15 protein-coding genes are annotated in these 20,997 nt (G+C 73.0%); all 15 read left to right on the top strand.

Going from position 1 to position 20,997, the window contains the following annotated elements:
• The first annotated feature begins 5 nt into the window (after positions 1-5).
• Positions 6-1,517, top strand: coding sequence for a sugar ABC transporter ATP-binding protein (locus ACN27G_RS21710; protein WP_421494610.1), 1,512 nt, complete (start codon positions 6-8; stop codon positions 1,515-1,517).
• Positions 1,514-2,656 (top strand): ABC transporter permease, encoded by a 1,143-nt coding sequence (locus ACN27G_RS21705; RefSeq protein WP_421494609.1) that lies wholly within the window; start codon positions 1,514-1,516, stop codon positions 2,654-2,656. Before ACN27G_RS21710 ends, ACN27G_RS21705 begins: the two co-directional genes overlap by 4 nt.
• 121 nt (positions 2,657-2,777) lie before the next feature.
• Positions 2,778-3,854, top strand: coding sequence for a substrate-binding domain-containing protein (locus ACN27G_RS21700; RefSeq protein ID WP_421494608.1), 1,077 nt, complete (start codon positions 2,778-2,780; stop codon positions 3,852-3,854).
• A gap of 54 nt (positions 3,855-3,908) precedes the next feature.
• Positions 3,909-5,084: a Gfo/Idh/MocA family protein gene (locus ACN27G_RS21695; protein ID WP_421497412.1), complete on the top strand. Its 1,176-nt coding sequence runs from the start codon at positions 3,909-3,911 to the stop codon at positions 5,082-5,084.
• 666 nt (positions 5,085-5,750) lie between these two features.
• Positions 5,751-6,920 (top strand): inositol-3-phosphate synthase, encoded by a 1,170-nt coding sequence (locus ACN27G_RS21690; protein WP_421494607.1) that lies wholly within the window; start codon positions 5,751-5,753, stop codon positions 6,918-6,920.
• Positions 6,904-7,794: an SCO3242 family prenyltransferase gene (locus ACN27G_RS21685; RefSeq protein ID WP_421494606.1), complete on the top strand. Its 891-nt coding sequence runs from the start codon at positions 6,904-6,906 to the stop codon at positions 7,792-7,794. Before ACN27G_RS21690 ends, ACN27G_RS21685 begins: the two co-directional genes overlap by 17 nt.
• On the top strand, positions 7,791-8,648 hold the full coding sequence (locus ACN27G_RS21680; protein ID WP_421494605.1) for a sugar phosphate isomerase/epimerase family protein: 858 nt from the start codon (positions 7,791-7,793) through the stop codon (positions 8,646-8,648). Before ACN27G_RS21685 ends, ACN27G_RS21680 begins: the two co-directional genes overlap by 4 nt.
• Before the next feature lie 64 nt (positions 8,649-8,712).
• Positions 8,713-9,429 (top strand): EboA domain-containing protein, encoded by a 717-nt coding sequence (locus ACN27G_RS21675; RefSeq protein ID WP_421494604.1) that lies wholly within the window; start codon positions 8,713-8,715, stop codon positions 9,427-9,429.
• On the top strand, positions 9,429-10,316 hold the full coding sequence (locus ACN27G_RS21670) for a TatD family hydrolase (RefSeq protein WP_421494603.1): 888 nt from the start codon (positions 9,429-9,431) through the stop codon (positions 10,314-10,316). Before ACN27G_RS21675 ends, ACN27G_RS21670 begins: the two co-directional genes overlap by 1 nt.
• On the top strand, positions 10,316-11,551 hold the full coding sequence (eboE, locus tag ACN27G_RS21665) for a metabolite traffic protein EboE (RefSeq protein WP_421494602.1): 1,236 nt from the start codon (positions 10,316-10,318) through the stop codon (positions 11,549-11,551). The genes ACN27G_RS21670 and eboE overlap by 1 nt, the downstream gene beginning before the upstream one ends.
• Positions 11,544-12,944, top strand: coding sequence for an alkaline phosphatase family protein (locus tag ACN27G_RS21660; RefSeq protein WP_421494601.1), 1,401 nt, complete (start codon positions 11,544-11,546; stop codon positions 12,942-12,944). The genes eboE and ACN27G_RS21660 overlap by 8 nt, the downstream gene beginning before the upstream one ends.
• On the top strand, positions 12,941-14,008 hold the full coding sequence (locus tag ACN27G_RS21655) for a polyprenyl synthetase family protein (protein ID WP_421494600.1): 1,068 nt from the start codon (positions 12,941-12,943) through the stop codon (positions 14,006-14,008). The genes ACN27G_RS21660 and ACN27G_RS21655 overlap by 4 nt, the downstream gene beginning before the upstream one ends.
• A gap of 262 nt (positions 14,009-14,270) precedes the next feature.
• Positions 14,271-17,147, top strand: coding sequence for a PQQ-dependent sugar dehydrogenase (locus ACN27G_RS21650; RefSeq protein WP_421494599.1), 2,877 nt, complete (start codon positions 14,271-14,273; stop codon positions 17,145-17,147).
• Positions 17,148-17,226: 79 nt separating this feature from the next.
• Positions 17,227-19,380 carry a ThuA domain-containing protein gene (locus ACN27G_RS21645; protein WP_421494598.1) on the top strand — a complete coding sequence of 718 codons (2,154 nt, stop codon included), beginning with the start codon at positions 17,227-17,229 and terminating at the stop codon, positions 19,378-19,380.
• 509 nt (positions 19,381-19,889) lie between these two features.
• The gene (locus ACN27G_RS21640) at positions 19,890-20,897 is read left to right on the top strand and encodes a sugar phosphate isomerase/epimerase family protein (protein WP_421494597.1); all 1,008 of its coding nucleotides are present in this window, start codon (positions 19,890-19,892) and stop codon (positions 20,895-20,897) included.
• Positions 20,898-20,997: the final 100 nt, after the last annotated feature.

Here is a 20,997-nt window from a genome sequence, read left to right as displayed (position 1 = left end):
GCGAGGTGGTGCTGCGACTCACCGACGTGGTGAAGACCTTTCCCGGGGTACGGGCCCTGGACGGCGTGCAGTTGGAGGTGCGGGCCGGTGAGGTGCACTGCCTGCTCGGCCAGAACGGCGCCGGCAAGTCGACCCTGATCAAGGTGCTCTCCGGTGCCCACCAGCCCGACTCGGGGCGGGTGGAGTGGCTCGGCGAGGCGGTCTCGTTCGGCAACCCGCAGGCCGCGATGCGGGCCGGCATCGCCACCATCTATCAGGAACTGGACCTGGTCGGGGACCTGTCGGTGGCGGAGAACGCCTTCCTCGGGCACGAGCCGCGGCAACTCGGCTTCATCCGCCGGGGCCAGATGGCCCGCCGCACCCGGGAACTCCTGGGCCGGCTCGGGCACCCGGAGCTCCCGCCCCGCCGGATGGTCCGGTCGCTGCCGTCGGCCGGCAAGCAGATCGTCAGCATGGCCCGGGCACTGTCGCACGAGGCACGGCTGATCATCATGGACGAGCCGAGCGCGGTGCTGGCGCACGACGAGGTCGGCAACCTCTTCCGGATCATCCGGGAGCTGACCGCCCAGGGCATCGCGGTCATCTACATCTCGCACCGGCTGGAGGAGATCCGCGAGATCGGCGACCGGGTCACCGTACTCAAGGACGGCCGGACCACCGCGGCCAACCTGCCGGCCCGGACCACCCCGACCCGCGACCTGGTCAGCCGGATGACGGGCCGCACCATCGAGTACGTCTTCCCGGACCGCCCGACCGGGACCCCGGCCGGCGCGGCGCTGCTCGAGGTGCGCGGCCTCGGCCGGGAGGACGAGTTCACCGACGTGTCGCTGACCGTGCACGCCGGTGAGGTGGTCGGGATCGCCGGCCTGGTCGGCTCGGGCCGCTCCGAACTGCTGGAGACCATCTTCGGGGCCCGCCGGGCCGACTCCGGCAGGGTTTCGATGGCCGGCCGTCAGGTCCGGCCGGGCAGCGTCGGTGCCGCCGTGCGGGCCGGGATGGGGATGGCGCCGGAGGAGCGGAAGAGCCAGGCACTGCTGCTCGGCGAGCCGATCTACCGCAACGTCACGCTCGCCACCTTCTCCCGTTGGGCCCGGCTCGGCTTCACCGACGCCGGCCGGGAGCGGGCCGAGGCGAACGAGGTCGCCGACCGGCTGGAGTTGCGGCCCCGGGACGTCCGGCGGCCGGTACGCACCCTCTCCGGCGGCAACCAGCAGAAGGTCGTGGTCGGCCGGTGGCTGCTCGGCGACACGAAACTGCTGCTGCTGGACGAGCCGACCCGGGGCGTCGACGTCGGCGCCCGGGCCGAGCTGTACCAGGTGATCCGGGGACTGGCCGCCCGGGGAGTGGGCGTACTGCTGGTCTCCAGCGAAGTGCCGGAGGTGCTCGGGCTGGCCGACCGCGTACTCGTGATGCGGGAGGGCCGGGTCGTGCGCGAGGCCCCGGCCGGAGAACTCGATGAAGACACCGTGCTCGACCTCGTGATGGCGGGGTCGTTGATGGAGGGGGCGCCAGCGTGACCGAACGTACCGAGACCGCCGCGCCGGCCGGGGCGGCGCCGCCGCCGCAGGACCGGTCGTCGCCGGTGTCGCCCGCGCCCGCCGGAGCGCCGCGGCAGCACGGCGTCGCCGTGGCGGCGGCGAACGGGAACGGAAACGGGCGGTGGAGCGGCGACGCCGGTGAGACGCTGCGACGCAACCTCGGCCTGGTCGGGGTACTGGTGGTGCTGATCGTCATCGGCATCGTCACCCGCCCCGACCTGTACGGCAACGCCGCCTGGGTGCAGTCGAACATCTTCTCGATCCTCACCCTGGCCTCGGTGGTCGGCGTGGTGACCGTCGGTGTGACCTTCGTGATCATCGGTGGTGGCATCGACCTCTCGGTCGGCGCGATCGTGGCGCTGGCCGGCGTCTGGAGCACCACGGTGGCGACCCAGAGCTTCGGCGCCGGAGGGATGATCTTCACCGCTGTCGTGGTGGCGGTCTGCGTCGGTCTGGTCAACGGGCTGCTGATCTCGTACGGCCGGCTGGTGCCCTTCATCGCCACCCTGGCCATGCTGGTCGCCGCCCGGGGGCTCGCCGCCGAGATCTCCGACAAGCAGACCCAGGTCTCCAACAACTCGACGATCAACGGCATCGCCAGCACGGAGATCATCGGCATCCCGGTGCTGGTCTTCATCCTCGCCGGGGTGGTCGCGGCCGGCTGGGTGCTGCTCAACCGCACCACCTTCGGCCGGCGTACGGTCGCGGTCGGCGGCAACCCGGAGGCGGCCCGGCTGGCCGGCATCAACGTGCGGCTGCACACCATGCTGCTCTACGCGCTCTCCGGGCTCTGCTGCGGCATCGCCGCCGTCATGCTCACCGCGCAGGCCAACTCGGCGCAGGCCGCGATGGCGAACCTCTACGAACTCGACGCGATCGCCGCGGCGATCATCGGTGGCACGCTGCTCAGCGGCGGCCGGGGCACCATCATCGGCTCCCTGCTCGGTGTGATCATCTTCGCCACCATCACCAACCTGTTCGCGATCAACGGCCTCTCCACCGAGGCGCAGAACATGGTCAAGGGCGGCATCATCGTCGCCGCCGTGCTGGTCCAGCAGTTCCGGTTCAAGTCGTTCACCCAGCTCCTCGCCCGAAACAGGCTCACCTCGACGAACTGACGCACATCCCAAGCATTCCCCCCGGGGGCGGTCCGCCACCGATGGTCGCCGAGCGGCCACCGGGCCGGTGGTCCAGCCACCTTCCACACCCCACCCGAAGTCGAATAACCAGGAGGTCGTCATGACCCAGCACGATCCGCTCCGGCCGGTGCGCGACCTGTCCCGCCGCCGGTTGCTGCTCGGCGGGGCGGCGGTCGGCGCCGGCGCCCTGCTCACCGCCTGCACCAGCAACGAGACCGGCGGTGGCGGAAACGAACAGGTCAACGAGGCGGACGGCGCGGCCAACCCGAACAGCGCGCCCGGCGAGCGCGTCGTCATCGGCTTCTCCGCCCCCGCCGCCGACCACGGCTGGCTCGCCGCCATCACCAGGAACGCCGAGGCGCAGGCCAAGGTCTACTCGGACGTCGAGTTCAAGACGGTGGCCGCCGGTGCGGACGCCGCCGCCCAGCGGGCCGCGCTCGGCACGCTGATCTCGCAGAAGCCGAACGTGATTGTCATGCTGCCGCACGACGGCAAGGAGCTGAACGCCGCCGGCCTGGAGGCGATGAAGGCCGGCATCCCGGTGGTCAACCTGGACCGGGCCTTCCCGGACGCGCTCGCCTACCGCCTCCAGATCAAGGGCGACAACTACGGCATGGGCGTGGCGGCCGGCCGCTACATCGGCGAGCAGATGAGGGCCAAGGGGATCGCCAACCCGGTCATCGGCGAGATCGCCGGCATCGACGCGCTGGAGCTGACCCAGGAGCGCTCCGCCGGCTTCGCCGCCGAACTGGCCGTCTACGGCTTCAAGGTGCAGAACCGGCGCGCCGCCCAGTTCACCGCCGACAGCGGGCAGGCCGAAGCCTCGCAGCTGCTCCAGGCGTTGCCCAGGATGGACGCGCTGTGGAACCACGACGACGACCAGGGCATCGGGGTGCTCGCCGCGATCAAGCAGGCGAACCGCTCCGAGTTCATCATGGTCGGCGGCGCCGGCTCCAAGGCCGCCATCGACGCGATCGCGGCCGACGACAGCGTCCTGAAGGCAACCGTCACCTACAGCCCGTCGATGGCCTCGTCGGCGATCTCGCTGGCCCGGCTCATCGCCCAGGGCCGGGGCATGTCCGACCTGGTCGAGCTGCAGGTGCCAAAGGAGATCACCTTGGCCTCCGAGACGATCACCAAGGAGAACGCGAGCCAGTACGGCAAGCTCGGGTTCTGACACACCGGGGGGAGACCCACCTTGTCCAGTGAAGAGAAAGAACTGCGGGTCGGCATGGTCGGCTACGCGTTCATGGGCGCCGCGCACTCACAGGCGTGGCGCACCGTGAACCGCGTCTTCGACCTGCCGGTACGAGCCCGGATGGCCCTGATCTGCGGCCGGGACGAGTCGAAGGTCGCCGACGCGGCCGGCCGGCTCGGCTGGGACGGGCACACCACCGACTGGCGCGAGCTGATCGCCCGGGACGACATCGACATCGTCGATGTCTGCACGCCCGGCGACAGCCATGCCGAGATCACCATCGCGGCTCTGGAGGCGGGCAAGCACGTCCTGTGCGAAAAGCCGCTCGCCAACACGGTCGAGGAGGCCCGGGCCATGGTCGCCGCGGCGGACCGGGCCCAGACGGTGGGGGTACGGGCGATGTGCGGGTTCAACTACCGCCGGGTTCCCGCGGTCAGCCTGATGCGCGAGATGGTCGCCTCCGGCCGGCTCGGCGTGATCCGGCACGTCCGCGCGGTCTACCTGCAGGACTGGATCACCGATCCGCAGTTTCCGCTGGTCTGGCGGCTGCAGAAGGACAAGGCCGGGTCCGGTGCGCTCGGTGACATCGGCGCGCACATCATCGACCTGACCCAGTTCGTGACCGGTCAGCGGATCACGGGCGTCAGCGCGATCACCGAGACCTTCGTCAAGGAGCGGCCGCTGCCCGCCGAGTCGAGCGGCCTGGCCGCCTCGGCCGACGGCGCCGGGGCCGCGATGGGGCAGGTCACCGTCGACGACGCGGCGGTCTTCGTGGCCCGCCTCGACGGCGGCGCGCTCGCCACCTACGAGGCGACCCGGTTCGCCACCGGGCGGCGCAACGCGCTGCGGGTCGAGATCAACGGTTCGCTCGGCTCGGTGGCGTTCGACCTCGAACGCCTCAACGAGCTGGAGTTCTACGACGCGGGCGAGGCAAGCGTCGAGCAGGGCTTCCGGCGGATCCTGGTCACCGAGGGCGAGCACCCGTACATGGCGGCGTGGTGGCCGCCGGGGCACATCATCGGCTACGAGCACTCGTTCACGCACGAGCTGCGGGACTTCCTCGCGGCGATCGCGGGCGGAACGGACCCGAGGCCGTCGTTCGGCGAGGCGCTCCAGGTCCAGCTCGTGCTGGACGCCGTGGCCCGCTCGGCGGAGCTCGGCTCGTCCTGGACCGCCGTGGAGGCGGTGCCCGCACCGGTGACCGCGTAACCCCAAAAATCTGTCCACCCCGTCGGGCGGGCCGGCCGTACCTCCGGACCGGCGAGCCCGACCCGAGAGACTTTCCGGACCGACCGGCGAGGGTCCGGCCGCGGTTGCGCCCCGCGGCCGGATGGAGGCCGGTCCGGGAAGGGGTACGGGTACGCGCCGGAGCCCCGCTCCGGCCGTGCCGCGTACGAGAGGTGACACGGCCGTCCGGTGCGGCCGGACCGGGATTCCCCGGTCGTGCCGGACGCCGGAACCCCACCGGCGGTGACACAACTGCACGTGGCACGACTGCACGTGGCACAACTGCACAGGGAGATCGCGACCGGAGCCGGCACCCTTGCCGCCCGGTCGCCTCAATCGGGGGAGGCAGGACCGCGACGCCGACCGGCCCTGCCTGCCACGCCCCGTCCGCCCGCACGGTCACGGACCCGAGCGGTGCCGGTGCCGCCGACTCCGGTGCCGCAACCGGGATGTTCCACCGGGACGGTCGGGCGGGCGGGGCACCCTTCACCCCACACGGGCGGGTTATCCAACGGGGGCAGGTTGATCGAAAGCGGGGCAGGATGTCCCGATAGGCGAATTCGGTGAGTGCGGACCGGACGGGGGCGGTTCGTGTCGTACACCCCCGGTCGGCCGTGGGCCGCGCCGGCACCGGAGGGAGGAGCACTGATGCGTACGGGTGTCTGGCTGGTTGGCGGGCGTGGTTCGGTGGCGGTGACCAGTACGGTCGGGGCGCTGGCCCTGCGCGCCGGGCTGGCCGAGCCGACGGGCTGCGTGACCGAGGTGCCGGCCCTGAACAGCCCGGCCCTGCCCGCCCTCGCCGACCTGGTCTTCGGCGGCCACGACGTGGCCACGACCCCACTGGTGAAGAAGGCCGAGGAGCTGGCGGAGGCGGGTGTGCTGCCCGCCCGGCTGGTGGCGGCGCTCGCCGAGGAGCTCGGCACGGTCGAGGCCGAGCTGCGGCCGGCACCGACCGGCGGCCCGCAGGCGGCGGTGGTCGCGGCGGTCGCCGCCGACCTGACCCGGTTCCGCGAGCGCCACCGGCTGGACCGGGTGGTGGTGGTGAACGTCTCCTCGACCGAGCCGGCCCCGGCCGCGCACCCGGCGCACGCCGACCTCGGCGCGCTCGACGCCGCGCTCGCCACCGGCAGCCCGCTGCCGGCCAGCTCCGCCTACGCGTACGCGGCCTTCACCGCCGGCTGCTCCTTCGTGGACTTCACCCCGTCGACCGGGGCCCGGCTGCCCGCCCTGGCGGCGCTGGCCGACCGGGCCGGGGTGCCGTACGCCGGGCACGACGGCAAGACCGGCGAGACGCTCGTCAAGTCGGTGCTGGCCCCGATGTTCGCGATGCGCAACCTGCGGGTCCGGAGCTGGTCCGGCACCAACCTGCTCGGCGGCGGCGACGGCGCCAACCTGGCCGAGCCGGCGGCGAACGCGGCCAAGTCCGCCAGCAAGCAGCGGGTGCTCGGCGAGACCCTCGGCTACGTCCCGCAGGGCACCACCCGGATCGAGTACGTCGACGACATCGGGGACTTCAAGACCGCCTGGGACCTGGTCACCTTCTCCGGCTTCCTCGGCACGCCGATGCGGATGGAGTTCAGCTGGCACGGCTGCGACTCCTCGCTCGCCGCACCGCTGGTGCTGGACCTGGCCCGGCTGACCGCTGCCGCGCACCGGGCCGGCCGGGCGGGGCCGCTGACCGAGCTGGCGTTCTTCTTCAAGGATCCGCTCGGCGAGGTGCCGCACGGCCTCGCCGAGCAGTGGGCCACGCTGCGCGCCTTCGTCCGGAGCCTGGACGGCGGGCCGACCCCGGGAGCCACCGATGCCCTCCCTGCGTGACCTGGCCGAGCTGGTCCGGGCGCCCGCCGCGCTCTCCGTGCCCGGTGACGTGGTGGCCGGGGCCGCCGCCGCCGACGCGCTGGACCGCCGGGTGCCGGGGCTGGCGGGCGCGTCGGTGCTGCTCTACTGGGCGGGGATGGCCGCGAACGACTGGGCGGACCGGGACCTCGACGCGCGGGAGCGGCCGGAGCGGCCGATCCCGAGTGGACGGGTCTCGCCGGGGCTCGCCCTCGGTGTCTCGGCCGGGCTCACCGCCGCCGGGCTCGGGCTCGCCGGGCTGGCCGGCGGGCGCCGGGCGCTGGCCGTGGCGGCGCCGCTGGCCGGGGCGATCTGGGCGTACGACCTGCGGGCCAAGAACACCGCGGCCGGGCCGGCGGTGATGGCCGCCTGCCGGGGGCTGGACGTGCTGCTGGGCGCCAGCGGGGGCCGGCCGCTGCGGGCGGTGCCGGCGGCGCTGACCGTGGCCGCGCACACGTACACGGTCACCGAGCTCTCCCGCCGGGAGGTCTCCGGCGCGACCCGCGCCCTGCCGGCGGCCACCCTGGCCGGTACGGCGGCGGTCGCCGCCGCCGCGGTCGCCGGGCGCCGCGACGGTGACGGTGCCGATCGGCCGGGCCGGCGGCCCGGCTGGCGGAGCCTGGTGCCGGCCGCGCTCGCCGGCTGGTACGGCCTGCAGTACGGCGGCGCGCAGGCCCGGGTGGCGGCCGACCCGCGGGCGTCCCGGGTCCGCGCCGCGGTCGGCGCCGGCATCACCGGCCTGCCCGCGTTGCAGGGTGCGCTGGTGGCCCGGGCCGGCGCCGCGCTGCTCGGCGTGGCGGTGGCCGCCGCCGCCCCGCTCGGCCGGCGCCTCGCCCGAATGGTCTCGCCGACATGACCGCCGCCGGCACCGACCGGCCCGGCCTGCGTTTCGGGTACGGCACCAACGGCTTCGCCAACCACCGGCTCGACGACGCGTTGCGGGTGCTGGCCGACCTCGGCTACCAGGGTGTGGCGCTGACCCTCGACCACGAGCACCTGGATCCGTTCGCCCCGGACCTCGCGGCCCGGGTGGCGGCGGTCGGCCGGCGCCTCGCCGCGCACGGCCTCGGGGTGGTGGTCGAGACCGGGGCCCGGTATCTGCTCGACCCCTGGCACAAGCACGCGCCGACGCTGCTGCACGACGACAGCGCGCTGCGGGTCGAGTTCCTGCGCCGGGCCGTGGCGATCGGCGCCGACCTGGGCGCCGAGGCGGTCTCCTTCTGGTCCGGGGTACGCCCGGCCGGGGTCGACCCGGCGACCGCCTGGGACCGGCTCGTCGCCGGCTGCGCCGGACTGGTCGAGGCCGCCGACGCGGCCGGGGTGGTGCTCGGCTTCGAACCGGAGCCGGGCATGCTGGTCGCCGAGATCGCCGACTGGTGGCGGCTGCGGGACGCGCTCGGCGCCCCGCCGGGCTTCGGCATCACCCTCGACATCGGACACTGTCGCTGCCTGGAGCCCCGGCCGGTGCCGGAGTGCGTCGCCGAGGTCGCCGGGCACCTGGTGAACGTGCAGATCGACGACATGCGGCGGGGCGTGCACGAGCACCTGGAGTTCGGCACCGGCGAGATCGACTTCCCGCCGGTACTCCGGGCGCTGGCCGAGGCCGGCTACGCCGGGCTGGTCGCGGTCGAGCTGCCCCGGCACTCGCACGCGGCACCCTCGGTGGCGGCGCACTCGATCGACTTTCTCCGCGCCGCGAGCGTGACCTGACCGACGAGGACGACGGGGGGACCGCGACCACCCATCCACACCGGACGATGCCTGGGGAGGACCGATGGAACCGGAACCAGAACCTGAACTGGAGCTGGCGCGACTGCGGGCCGCGCTGCTCGCCGCGCCGGACGGACGACTCCCCGACCGGGCCGGGGCGGCCGACGGGCACGGGTTGCCCGACCGGGGCTGGCTGGCCGAGGCGGTACGCCGGATCGGGACCGAGCCGGCCAGCATCGGCCGGTTCCTCGCCTCCGCCGGCCGCAGGTGCGGCCGGGCACCCCTGCCCGAGCTGCCGGAGTGGACGGCCGACGACGCGGCCCGGGTGCTGCTGCTGGCCGCGCTGCCCCCGGCCGAGCTGCCGGGCCGGATCGGGGACTGCTACCGGCACGGCGACGCCGCCGAGAAGCGGGCGGTGCTCCGGGCGCTGCCGCTGCTGCCGGTCGGCGACGCCGGTGTCCCGCTGCTGCACGACGCGATCCGGACCAACGACACCCGGCTGGTCGCCGCCGCCCTCGGCCCGTACGCCGACCGGCTCGACCAGGCCGCCTGGCGGCAGGCGGTGCTCAAGTGCGTCTTCGCCGGGATCCCGCTGGCCGCCGTGCACCGGCTCGACGAGCGGGCCGACGCCGAACTGGCCGCCATGCTGACCCGGTTCGCCGAGGAGCGCCGGGCGGCCGGCCGGGAGATGCCGGCCGACGCGACCGCGTTGCTGGACCGACTGAGCGCGCCGCACCGGTCGGGGACCCCGACCCGGTCCGGCGGCACCGAGGAGGCGTGATGAGGATCTTCGACCCGCACATCCACATGACCTCGCGGACCACCGACGACTACGAGCGGATGGCCGCCGCCGGGGTACGCGCCCTGGTGGAGCCGGCGTTCTGGCTCGGCCAGCCCCGCACCAGCGCCGCCTCCTTCCTCGACTACTTCGACTCGCTGGTCGGCTGGGAGCCCTTCCGGGCCAGCCAGTTCGGGATCCGGCACCACGCCACCGTCGCGCTGAACCCGAAGGAGGCGAACGACCCGCGCTGCCGGGAGGTGTTGGAGCTGCTGCCCCGCTATCTCGACAAGGACGGTGTGGTGGCGGTCGGCGAGGTCGGCTACGACTCGATGACGCCGGAGGAGGACGAGGTCTTCGCCGCCCAGCTCGCCCTGGCGGTCGAGCACGAGTTGCCGGCGCTGGTGCACACCCCGCACCGGGACAAGGCCCGGGGCACCGAGCGGAGCCTCGCGGTAATCGCCGAGTCGGGTCTCGACCCCGGCCGGGTGGTGATCGACCACCTCAACGAGGTGACCGTGCCGCTGGTCCGGGAGACCGGCTGTTGGCTCGGCTTCTCCATCTATCCGGAGACGAAGATGTCGCCGCCGCGGATGGTGGAGCTGCTCCGGACGTACGGCACCGAGCGGATGCTGGTGAACTCGGCCGCCGACTGGGGCCGCTCGGATCCGCTGTTGACCCGGGCCACCGCCGAGGCGATGCTCGCCGCCGGCTTCGACGACGACGACGTCGACCGGGTGCTCTGGCGCAACCCGGTGGAGTTCTACGGCCGGTCCGGCCGCCTCGACCTGACCGGCGCCGCGCCGGCCGACGGCGGGACGGCGGAGGCCGGAACGGCCCCCGGGTCGGCCACCTTCGAAGGGAACTCGATCCTTCGGGGCGGTGCCTGATGCGGCTGCGGCACGCCGACGGGCAGCTGGTGCACCTGAGCTACTGCACCAACGTGCACCCGGCCGAGGACCTGGCCGGGGTGGTGGCGCAGCTCGACACGTACGCGGTGCGGATCCGGGAGCGGCTGGACGCCGACGTACTCGGGTTGGGATTGTGGCTGGCCGCGCCGGTGGCGGCCGGGCTGGCCGCGGACCCACAGACCCGGCGCCGGTTCCGGGCCGAGCTGACCGCGCGCGGGCTGGAGGTCGTCACCCTGAACGGCTTCCCCTACCAGGCCTTCCAGGCGCCGGTGGTGAAGAAGGCGGTCTACCAGCCGGACTGGACCACCCGGGACCGGCTGGTCTACACGCTCAACCTGGCCACCGTGCTCGTCGACCTGCTCCCCGACGACGCCGTGCGGGGCTCCGTCTCGACCCTGCCGCTGGCCTGGCGGGAGCCGTGGGACGAGCGGCGGTCCCGCCGGGCGGCCCGGGTGCTCGACGAGCTGGCCGAGGGACTGACCCGGATCGCCTGGCAGACCGGCCGGGCGGTGCGGGTCGGCTTAGAGCCGGAGCCAGGCTGCGTGGTCGAGTCCACCGGCCAGGCGGTCGCCGCGCTGTCCCAAGTGGACAGCGACCGGCTCGGCGTCTGCCTCGACCTGGCCCACCTCGCCTGCGCCTGGGAGGAGCCGGCGGCGGCGCTGGCCCGGCTGCGCGGCGCCGGGCTGCCGGTGGTGAAGGTCCAGGTCTCGGCCGCGCTGGCCGCCGCCGATCCGGTCGCCGCCGCGCCGGCCCTGCGCCGGTACGTCGAACCGCGCTTCCTGCACCAGACCCGCGCCCAGGCGGGTGCGCACTCCGCCGACCCGGCCGACCCGGCGCACGCCGCCGACGACCTGGACGCGGCGCTCGCGGCCGGCCTGCCCGGCGCCTGGCGGGTGCACTACCACGTGCCGCTGCACGCCGTGCCCGAGCCGCCGCTGGAGTCCACCGTCCCGGTGCTCCGGTCGGCGCTGCGGGAGTTGTTCGCCGGGCCGGTCGCGGGCTGCGACCACCTGGACGTCGAGACGTACACCTGGGGGGTGCTGCCGGCCGCGCAGCGCCCGGAGTCGGACGCGGAGCTGGCCGGCGGGATCGCCGCCGAACTCGCCTTCGCCCGCGACGAGCTGGTGGCGCTGGGCCTGACCGGGGTCTCCGCCCCGCCGGCCGGGCCGGCCGCCCCCGCATCCACATCAGCGCCGAGGAGGCACGATGGCTGATCCACTTGTCGTGATCGACGTGGTCGGGCTGACCCCCCGACTGCTCGCCCACATGCCCCGGCTGCGCGCCCTGGCCGACGCCGGCTGCCGGGCCGAACTCGGCACCGTGCTGCCGGCGGTGACCTGCTCGGCGCAGGCGACGCTGCTGACCGGCGCGCTCCCGGCCGAGCACGGCATCGTCGGCAACGGCTGGTATTTTCGCGACCTGGGCGAGGTCCTCCTCTGGCGGCAGCACCACGCGCTGATGGGCGGGGAGAAGGTCTGGCAGGCCGCCCGCCGGGAGCGGCCGGACTACACCGTCGCCAACGTCTGCTGGTGGTACGCGATGGGCGCGGACGTGAACTGGACGGTGACGCCCCGGCCGATCTACTACGCCGACGGGCGCAAGGAGCCGGACTGCTACACCGACCCGCCGGAGCTGCACGACGAGCTGACCGGAAAGCTGGGCGGGTTTCCGCTCTTCACCTACTGGGGGCCGGGCGCGGGGCTGCCGTCGTCGCGGTGGATCTGCCGGGCCGCCGAGCAGATCATGGCGGAGAAGAACCCGGACCTGACCCTGGTCTACGTCCCGCACCTCGACTACGACCTGCAACGCTTCGGCCCGTCCGCGCCGCAGGCTGTGGCGGCCGCGGCCGAGCTCGACACGGTACTCGGACCGCTGCTGGACGCGGCCGCCGCCCGGAACGCGACAGTGGTGGTGCTCTCCGAGTACGGCATCACCGAGGCGAGCCGGCCGGTGGACGTGAACCGGCTGCTCCGCGCCGAGGGGCTGCTCCGGGTCCACACCCAGGACGGGATGGAATACCTGGACCCGTGGACGTCGCGGGCCTTCGCCGTCGCCGACCACCAGATCGCGCACGTCTACGTCAGGGACCCGGCCGACGTGCCGGCGGTGGCGAAGCTCTGCGCCGGGCTGCCCGGGGTGGCGGAGGTGCTGGACGAGGCGGGAAAGGCGGCGCACGGGCTCGACCACGAGCGCGCCGGTGAGCTGGTGCTGGTCGCCGAGGCGGACGCCTGGTTCACCTACTACTACTGGCTCGACGACGCCCGCGCCCCGGACTTCGCCCGGCTGGTGGAGATCCACCGCAAGCCCGGCTACGACCCGGCGGAGCTCTTCTTCGACCCGGCCGCGCCGGGTGCGGCGAAGCGTCGGGCGGCGGTGGCGCTGGCCCGCAAGAAGCTCGGCATGCGCTACCTGATGAGCGTGGTGGGGCTGGACGCGGGCGCCCGGGCGGTACGCGGCTCGCACGGCCGGCTGCCGGCCGACCCGGCGGACGGCCCGGTGCTGCTCTGCTCGGATCCGTCGGTGGCCCGGGACCGGTACGCCGCCACCGAGGTCAAGGACCTGCTGCTCCGCCTCGCCGGCGCCGCCGCCCCTGGAGAGAGATCGTGACGGCCACGGTGCCGGAGGTGGACCTGAGCGCGTTGCGGAAGCGCTTCGACGCCCAGCTCGCCGCCTTCCTCGACCGGCAGGATCCGAACTGGCCCGACGGTGCGCCCCGGGGCGTCTTCACCACCCTGCACCGGTTCGTGCTGGCCGGCGGCAAACGGCTGCGCCCGCTCTTCTGCTACTGGGGCTGGCGTGGTGCCGGCGGCGCGGACGGCACGCCGATCGTGGCCGCCGCCGCCGCGCTGGAACTCTTCCACGCCTTCGCGCTGATCCACGACGACATCATGGACGGCAGCGACCGGCGCCGGGGCGAGCCCTCGGTGCACCGGCTCTTCGCCGACCTGCACGCCCGGTCGGCCTGGCGCGGCGACCCGGCCTCGTACGGGCGGAGCACCGCGCTGCTCTGCGGCGACCTCTGTGCCGCCTGGGCGGACCAGATGTTCCACGAGTGCGGGTTGGGCCCGGCGGAGGTGCACCGCGGCTACGGCGTCTTCGCCACCATGCGCACCGAGGTGATCGCGGGTCAGTACCTGGACCTGGTCTCCGGGGTGGGGGACGGGTCGGTGGCGAGCGCCCTGACGGTGATCCGGATGAAGGCCGCCCGCTACACCGTGACCCGGCCGTTGCAGATCGGTGCCGCGCTGGCGGCCGGTCCGCCGGAGTTGCTGACCGCGCTCGCCGCCTTCGGTGACCCGCTGGGCGACGCGTTCCAGCTCCGTGACGACGTGCTCGGGGTCTTCGGCGATCCGGCGCTGACCGGCAAGTCGGTGCTGGAGGACCTGCGCGAGGGGAAGCCGACGGTGATGATGGCGCTGGCCCGGGGGAGCGCGGACCGGGCCCAGGCGCAGCGGTTGAAGGCGCTCTTCGGCAATCCGGAGCTGGATCCGGAGGGCGCGGCGGAGCTGCGGGAGATCATCGTCGGCACCGGCGCGCTGGACCGGATCGAGCAGATGATCAGGGTACGCGTCGACGCCTCCCTGGCGGCGCTGGCCGACGCCCCGCTGCTCGGCGAGGCGGGCGAGATGCTCGCCTCCCTGGCGGCCGAGACGGTCGACCGGCAGGCGTAGCGGGCTGAATCTCCTCGACCCAGGTCACTTTCGGCATGGGCGAACAAAAGTCCAACATGGCCCGGCAGAAGGTATGGACACATCTAACTGAAGAACTTAATGTCGTGGCCAAGACATGAATGTTTCGTCGATGTGACCGGCGGCGCGGTTACCCCATCGACCGGCCCACCAGCACCACGGGTCGGCAACCCACCGCTACGGCATCTGGCGCGACGGCGGCGCGCCCTGCCTGGCAGTCATGGTCAGGAGGGAAGGGCCCTGTATGTCCAGACAAGACTATCGACGCGCGCCTGATCGGCGGCGCGGCGCGGCCGGCACGGCACTGCTGCTGCTCGCCACCGCCACACCGGCGGTGCTCGGGCCGGCGGTGCTCGGGCCGGCCACCCCGGCCGCGGCACACCCGATCAACGCGGCCGACTTCCAACAGGTGACCCTGGCCCGTGGCGTCGCCGAGGTGGGCGAGCCGATGTCGCTCGCGGTGCTGCCGGACCGCTCGGTCCTGCACACCGCCCGCAACGGCACCTTGCGCCGCACCGACGCCGCCGGCAACACGGCGACGATCGGAACACTGCCGGTCTACACCCACGACGAGGAGGGGTTGCAGGGCGTCGGCGTCGACCCCAACTTCGCCAGCAACCGGCAGATCTACCTCTACTACGCACCACCGCTCTCCACCCCGTCCGGCGACGCGCCCGCCACCGGCACGGCGGCGCAGTTCGCACCCTTCGCCGGGGTCAACCGGCTGTCCCGGTTCACCCTCAACGCCAACTTCACGCTCAACACCGCCAGCCAGGTGACCGTGCTGGACGTGCCGGCGGACCGGGGGATGTGCTGCCACGTCGGCGGGGACATCGACTTCGACGCCGCCGGCAACCTCTATCTCTCCACAGGAGATGACAGCAACCCGTTCGAGTCGGCCGGCTACGCGCCGATCGACGAGCGGACCAACCGCTACCCGGCGTACGACGCGCAGCGCTCCGCCGGCAACACCAACGACCTGCGCGGCAAGATCCTGCGGATCAAGGTGAACGCGAACGGGACGTACTCGATCCCGAGCGGGAACCTCTTCGCGCCGGGCACCGCGAACACCCGCCCCGAAATCTACGCGATGGGCTTCCGGAACCCGTTCCGGATGAGCGTCGACAAGGCCACGGGGCACGTCTACGTCGGTGACTACGGCCCGGACGCCGGCTCCACCAACCCCAACCGGGGCCCGAGCGGGCAGGTCGAGTTCAACCGGATCACCTCGCCCGGCAACTACGGCTGGCCGTACTGCACCGGGACGAACACCAGCAGCGAGACGTACAACGAGTGGACCTTCCCGGACGGGCCGAGCGGGGCGAAATACAACTGCGCCGGCGGGCCGACCAACAACTCGTTCCGGAACACCGGCCAGGGCACCCTGCCGGCGGCCCGCCCGGCCTGGATCCGGTACGCCGGTGACGCCGGCACCCCGCCCGAGTTCGGCGGCGGCTCGGAGTCCCCGATGGCCGGCCCGGTCTACCGCTACAGCGCGTCGAACCCGTCGGCCACCAAGTTCCCGCAGTCCTTCGACGGCCAGTTCTTCGCCACCGAGTTCGGCCGGGGCTGGATCAAGCCGATCCACGTCAACGCCGACGGCTCCCCGGGCACCATCGACACCTTCCCCTGGGTCGGCAAGCAGGTGATGGACTCGGCGTTCGGGCCGGACGGCTCCTACTACGTGCTCGACTACGGCACCGGCTACTTCAACGGGGACGCCAACTCGGCGCTCTACCGCTTCGACTACGTGGCCGGCGGCAACCGGGCCCCGATCGCGGTGGCCAGCGCCAACCCGACATCCGGGACGGCGCCGCTGACCGTCAGCTTCTCCTCGGCCGGCTCCGCCGACCCCGACGGCGGAGCCCTGACCTACTCCTGGGCGTTCGGCGACGGCACCACGTCGACGGCGGCGAACCCGACGAAGACGTACACCGCGAACGGCACCTACACGGCGACGCTCACCGTACGCGACCCGGCCGGCGCCACCGGCACCGCCAGCGTCACCGTCGGGGTCGGCAACACCGCGCCGACGGTGACCATCACCGCCCCGGCCAACGGCCAGCTCGTCTCCTTCGGCGACGCCGTGCCGTTCTCGATCACCGTCAGCGACCCGGAGGACGGCAGCATCGACTGCTCGCGGGTCAAGATGACCTACGTCCTCGGCCACGACAGCCACGGCCACCAGATCACCTCGGCCACCGGCTGCTCCGGCACCATCACCATCCCGGTCGACGGCGAGCACGACGACGCGGCGAACATCTTCCCGATCTTCGACGCCGAGTACACCGACCGGGGCGGGCTGACCACGCACACCCAGCACGAGCTGGTGCCGCGACACCGGCAGGCCGAGCACTACGAGACCTCCTCCGGGGTCAACAAGTTCTCCAAGACCGCCGCCGAGGGCGGCCAGACGGTCGGCGACATCAACAACGGTGACTGGATCGCCTTCACCCCGTACCGGCTGAACAACGCGACCGGGTTCACCGCCCGGGTCTCGTCGGCCGGCTCCGGCGGCACCCTCCAACTCCGGGCCGGCTCGGCCACCGGCACCGTGCTCGGCAGCGCCACCGTGCCGGTCACCGGCGGCTGGGACACCTTCACCACCGTCACCGGCAGCATCGCCAACCCGCCGGCCGGCACCACCACGCTCTACCTGACCTTCGCCGGCTCCGGCACCGGCGCCCTCTACGACCTCGACGCCTTCACCGTCAACACCGGCAGCGGCGGCGGGGATGGCACCGGCCCGATCGTCGGCCTCGCCGGTAAGTGCCTGGAGATCGACGGCGGCAACACCGCCGACGGCAGCCAGGCGCAGATCAACACCTGCGTCGCCGGCTCGGCCCGGCAGACCTGGACGCGCAACGGCCAGACGCTGCGCGCCCTCGGCAAGTGCCTGGACATCTCCGGTGCCGGCACCGCCAACGGCACCAAGATCCAGCTCTGGACCTGCAACGGCACCGGCGCCCAGAACTGGGCCCCGCAACCCGACGGCAGCCTCCGCAACCCGGCCTCCGCCAAGTGCCTGGACGTCTCCAACAACAGCTCCGCCGACGGCCAGGACGTCCACCTCTGGGAATGCATCTCCACCGCCGCCAACCAAAAGTGGACCCTGCCCTGACGTGAAAGGAAGGGCCCCCGCTTATCGCATTTTGTAGATAAAGGGCCCCCTCCTAACCGCCCTCACAAGGAGAGCGACGATGACCGACAGACTGTCCCACCGGAGTGACCGGAAGGCGGTGCGCTCCGTGCTCGGGATCGTCACCGCCGCGCTGACCGCGTTGGCCTGCACCACGGTGCCGGCCGGCCCGGCCAGCGCCGCCGACGCCCCCTACGACGTACTGGTCTTCTCCAAGACCGCCGGGTTCCGGCACGACTCGATCGCGGTCGGCACCCAGGCGATCCGCGACCTCGGCGCGGCGAACAACTTCACCGTGACCGCCACCGAGGACGCGGCCCAGTTCACCACCGGCAACCTCGGCCAGTACGAGGCGGTGGTCTTCCTCAACACCACCGGCGACGTGCTCAACGCCAGCCAGCAGAGCGCCTTCGAGTCCTACATCCGCAGCGGACGGGGCTATGTCGGGGTGCACGCCGCCGCCGACACCGAGTACGAATGGCCGTTCTACGGCAACCTGGTCGGCGCGTACTTCGACTCGCACCCGGCGATCCAGCAGGCCAACGTCAAGGTGGAGCACCGGGGTCACGCGGCGACGGCGCACCTGCCGCAGACCTGGACCCGCACCGACGAGTGGTACAACTACCGCACCAACGTCCGGTCCAGCGCGCGGGTGCTGGCGACCCTGGACGAGTCGTCGTACTCGGGCGGCGGGATGGGCGCGGACCACCCGCACGCCTGGTGCAAGGCGTACGAGGGCGGCCGCTCCTTCTACACCGGCGGCGGGCACACGCAGGCGTCGTACGCGGAGCCGGCGTTCCGGGCACACCTGCTCGGCGGCATCCGGTACGCGGCCGGCCGCAGCAAGGCCGACTGCCGGCCCGAGACCGGCTACACCACCCTCTACAACGGCTCGACCAGCGGCTGGTCCCAGGCCGGGCCGGGCAACTTCACCAACTCCGACGCGACGCTCACCTCGGTCGGCGGGATGGGGCTCTACTGGTACAGCGCCAGGCAGTTCACCTCGTACTCGCTGAAGCTGGACTGGCGGATGGCCGGCGACGACAACTCGGGCGTCTTCATCGGCTTCCCGCCGTCGAGCGACCCGTGGTCGGCGGTGGACAACGGCTACGAGATCCAGATCGACGCCACCGACGCGGCCGACCGGACCACCGGCGCGGTCTACACCTTCAAGTCCGCCGACATCGCGGCCCGGGACGCCGCGCTGAACCCGCCGGGGGAGTGGAACAACTACGAGCTACTGGTCGAGGGGGAGCGGCTGCGCGTCTACCTCAACGGTGTGCTGATCAACGACTTCACCAACACCAACCCGGTGCGGTCGCTGGCCGGGCACATCGGGATCCAGAACCACGGCACCGGCGACGACGTCTCGTTCCGGAACATCCGGATCAAGGAACTCGGCGGCGGCCCCGGCCCGGACCCGGGCACCAACACCACCATCCAGGCCGAGGCGTTCAACGCGCAGAGCGGGGTCCAGGTGGTCGGCAAGGCCGGCGCCAACGGCGGCTCGACGATCGGCTACCTCGACCCGGGTGACTGGGCCGCGTACCACGGGCAGAACCTGACCGGGGTCACCTCGTTGCGGGCCCGGGTCGTCTCCGGCGGCGCCGGCGGCACCCTCCAGCTCCGCACCGGCTCGCCGACCGGCACCGTGCTCGGCTCGGTGGCGGTGCCGAACACCGGCGGCTGGGAGAGCTTCGCCGAGGTGAGTACGGGGCTCTCCGGAGTGCCGGGCGGCAGCCAGAACATCTATCTCACCGTCGCCGGCTCCGGCACCGGGCTCTACGACGTCGACGAGTTCACCCTGGTCCGCTCGGGCGGCGGTGGCTCGGGGACCGGGCCGGTGGTCGGGCTCGCCGGCAAGTGCCTGGAGATCGACGGTGGCGGCACGGCCGACGGTACGCAGGCACAGATCAACACCTGCGTCACCGGCTCGGCCCGGCAGACCTGGACGCGCAACGGCCAGACGCTGCGTGCCCTCGGCAAATGCCTGGACGTCTCCGGCTCGGGTACGGCGAACGGCACCAAGATCCAGCTCTGGACCTGCAACTCCAGCGGGGCGCAGAACTGGGCCGCCCAGTCGGACGGCACCCTGCGCAACGCCTCCTCCGGCAAGTGCCTGGACGTGTCGAACAACAGTTCGGCGGACGGTCAGGACGTGCACCTGTGGGAGTGCATCGCCGGTGCCGCGAACCAGAGGTGGACCCTGCCGTGACCGGCCGGAGGCGGACCCTGCCGGGACGTGGACCCCGCCCCTGAGACGCGTGGGTAGCGGGTCGGCGCGCCATCCCCACCACCCGCCCAGCGCGACGCCCGCCATCCGCCGTCGAGGAGACGGGCGGCCCGGTCCCGAGCCAACGCGTCGGGCCGCCCGTCTCCCGCCCCGCCCCGGCGAATCCGCTCGGATCCGCCGGGGCGGGGGCCGGGGCCTCCTTGAGCCGGGGGCCGGGGCCTCCTTGAGCCGGGGTCCGGGGCCTCCTTGGGCCGGGGCTTCCTTGGGCGGGCCGGCACGGCCTAGAGTGGTCGTGGCGATCCTCGGTGATGGCCGGCGACCAGGCGGGAGGCGCAACCCGCCCGGCTCGGGTGCGCCTGACGCACACGCCGACCAGCTCGCCGGGGGGGTTCCCCGCCACCCGTCCCGGACGGTCACCCTCGCCCCGGTCCATCCGGCGCCGTGCCCGGCGCAGCCGCGAATCCCGCGTGTGACCGACAGGGAGAAAGACCATGGCGCGACCCATCACGCTCTTCACCGGCCAGTGGGCCGACCTACCGTTCGAGGAGGTGTGCCGGCTCGCCTCCGAGTGGGGCTACGACGGGCTGGAGATCGCCTGCTGGGGCGATCACTTCGAGGTCGACAAGGCGCTCGCCGACGACTCGTACGTCGACCGCAAGCGGGAGACGTTGGCCAAATACAACCTCAAGGTCTGGACGATCTCCAACCACCTGGTGGGGCAGGCGGTCTGCGACCACCCGATCGACGAGCGGCACCAGGACATCCTGCCGGCCCGGATCTGGGGCGACGGGGAGCCGGAGGGGGTCCGGCAGCGGGCCGCCGAGGAGATCAGGGACACCGCGCGGGCGGCGGCGAAGCTCGGCGTCAGGACCGTCGTCGGCTTCACCGGCTCGTCGATCTGGCACACCCTGGCGATGTTCCCGCCGGTCCCGCCGGCGATGATCGAGCGGGGCTACCAGGACTTCGCCGACCGGTGGAACCCGATCCTCGACGTCTTCGACGAGGTGGGGGTGCGGTTCGCGCACGAGGTGCACCCGAGCGAGATCGCGTACGACTACTGGACCACCCGGCGGACCCTGGAGGCGATCGGCCACCGGCCGGCGTTCGGGCTGAACTGGGACCCGTCGCACTTCGTCTGGCAGGAGCTCGACCCGGTCAACTTCATCTTCGACTTCGCCGACCGGATCTACCACGTCGACTGCAAGGACGCCAAGGTGCGCACCGGGGACGGGCGGCGGGGCCGGCTCGCCTCCCACCTGCCCTGGGCCGACCTGCGCCGGGGTTGGGACTTCGTCTCGACCGGTCACGGCGACGTGCCGTGGGAGGACTCGTTCCGGGCGTTGAACGCGATCGGCTACGACGGGCCGATCTCGATCGAGTGGGAGGACGCCGGGATGGACCGGCTGGTCGGGGCTCCCGAGGCGCTCCAGTTCGTCCGGAAGCTCGCCTTCGACGCGCCGAGCGCCGCCTTCGACGCCGCCTTCAGCAGCAGGGAGTGACGACCGCCGCCGGCTGGTAGCGCGGGACGCTGACACACGATCGGTGCGGAATCGGCCCCGTCAAGGGTCGACCCCGCACCGATCGTGTGGTGCGGTGCCC

This window comes from Plantactinospora sp. WMMB334, from assembly GCF_049179095.1.
Classification (GTDB): domain Bacteria; phylum Actinomycetota; class Actinomycetes; order Mycobacteriales; family Micromonosporaceae; genus Plantactinospora.
This window is presented reverse-complemented; position numbering and strand designations above follow the sequence as displayed.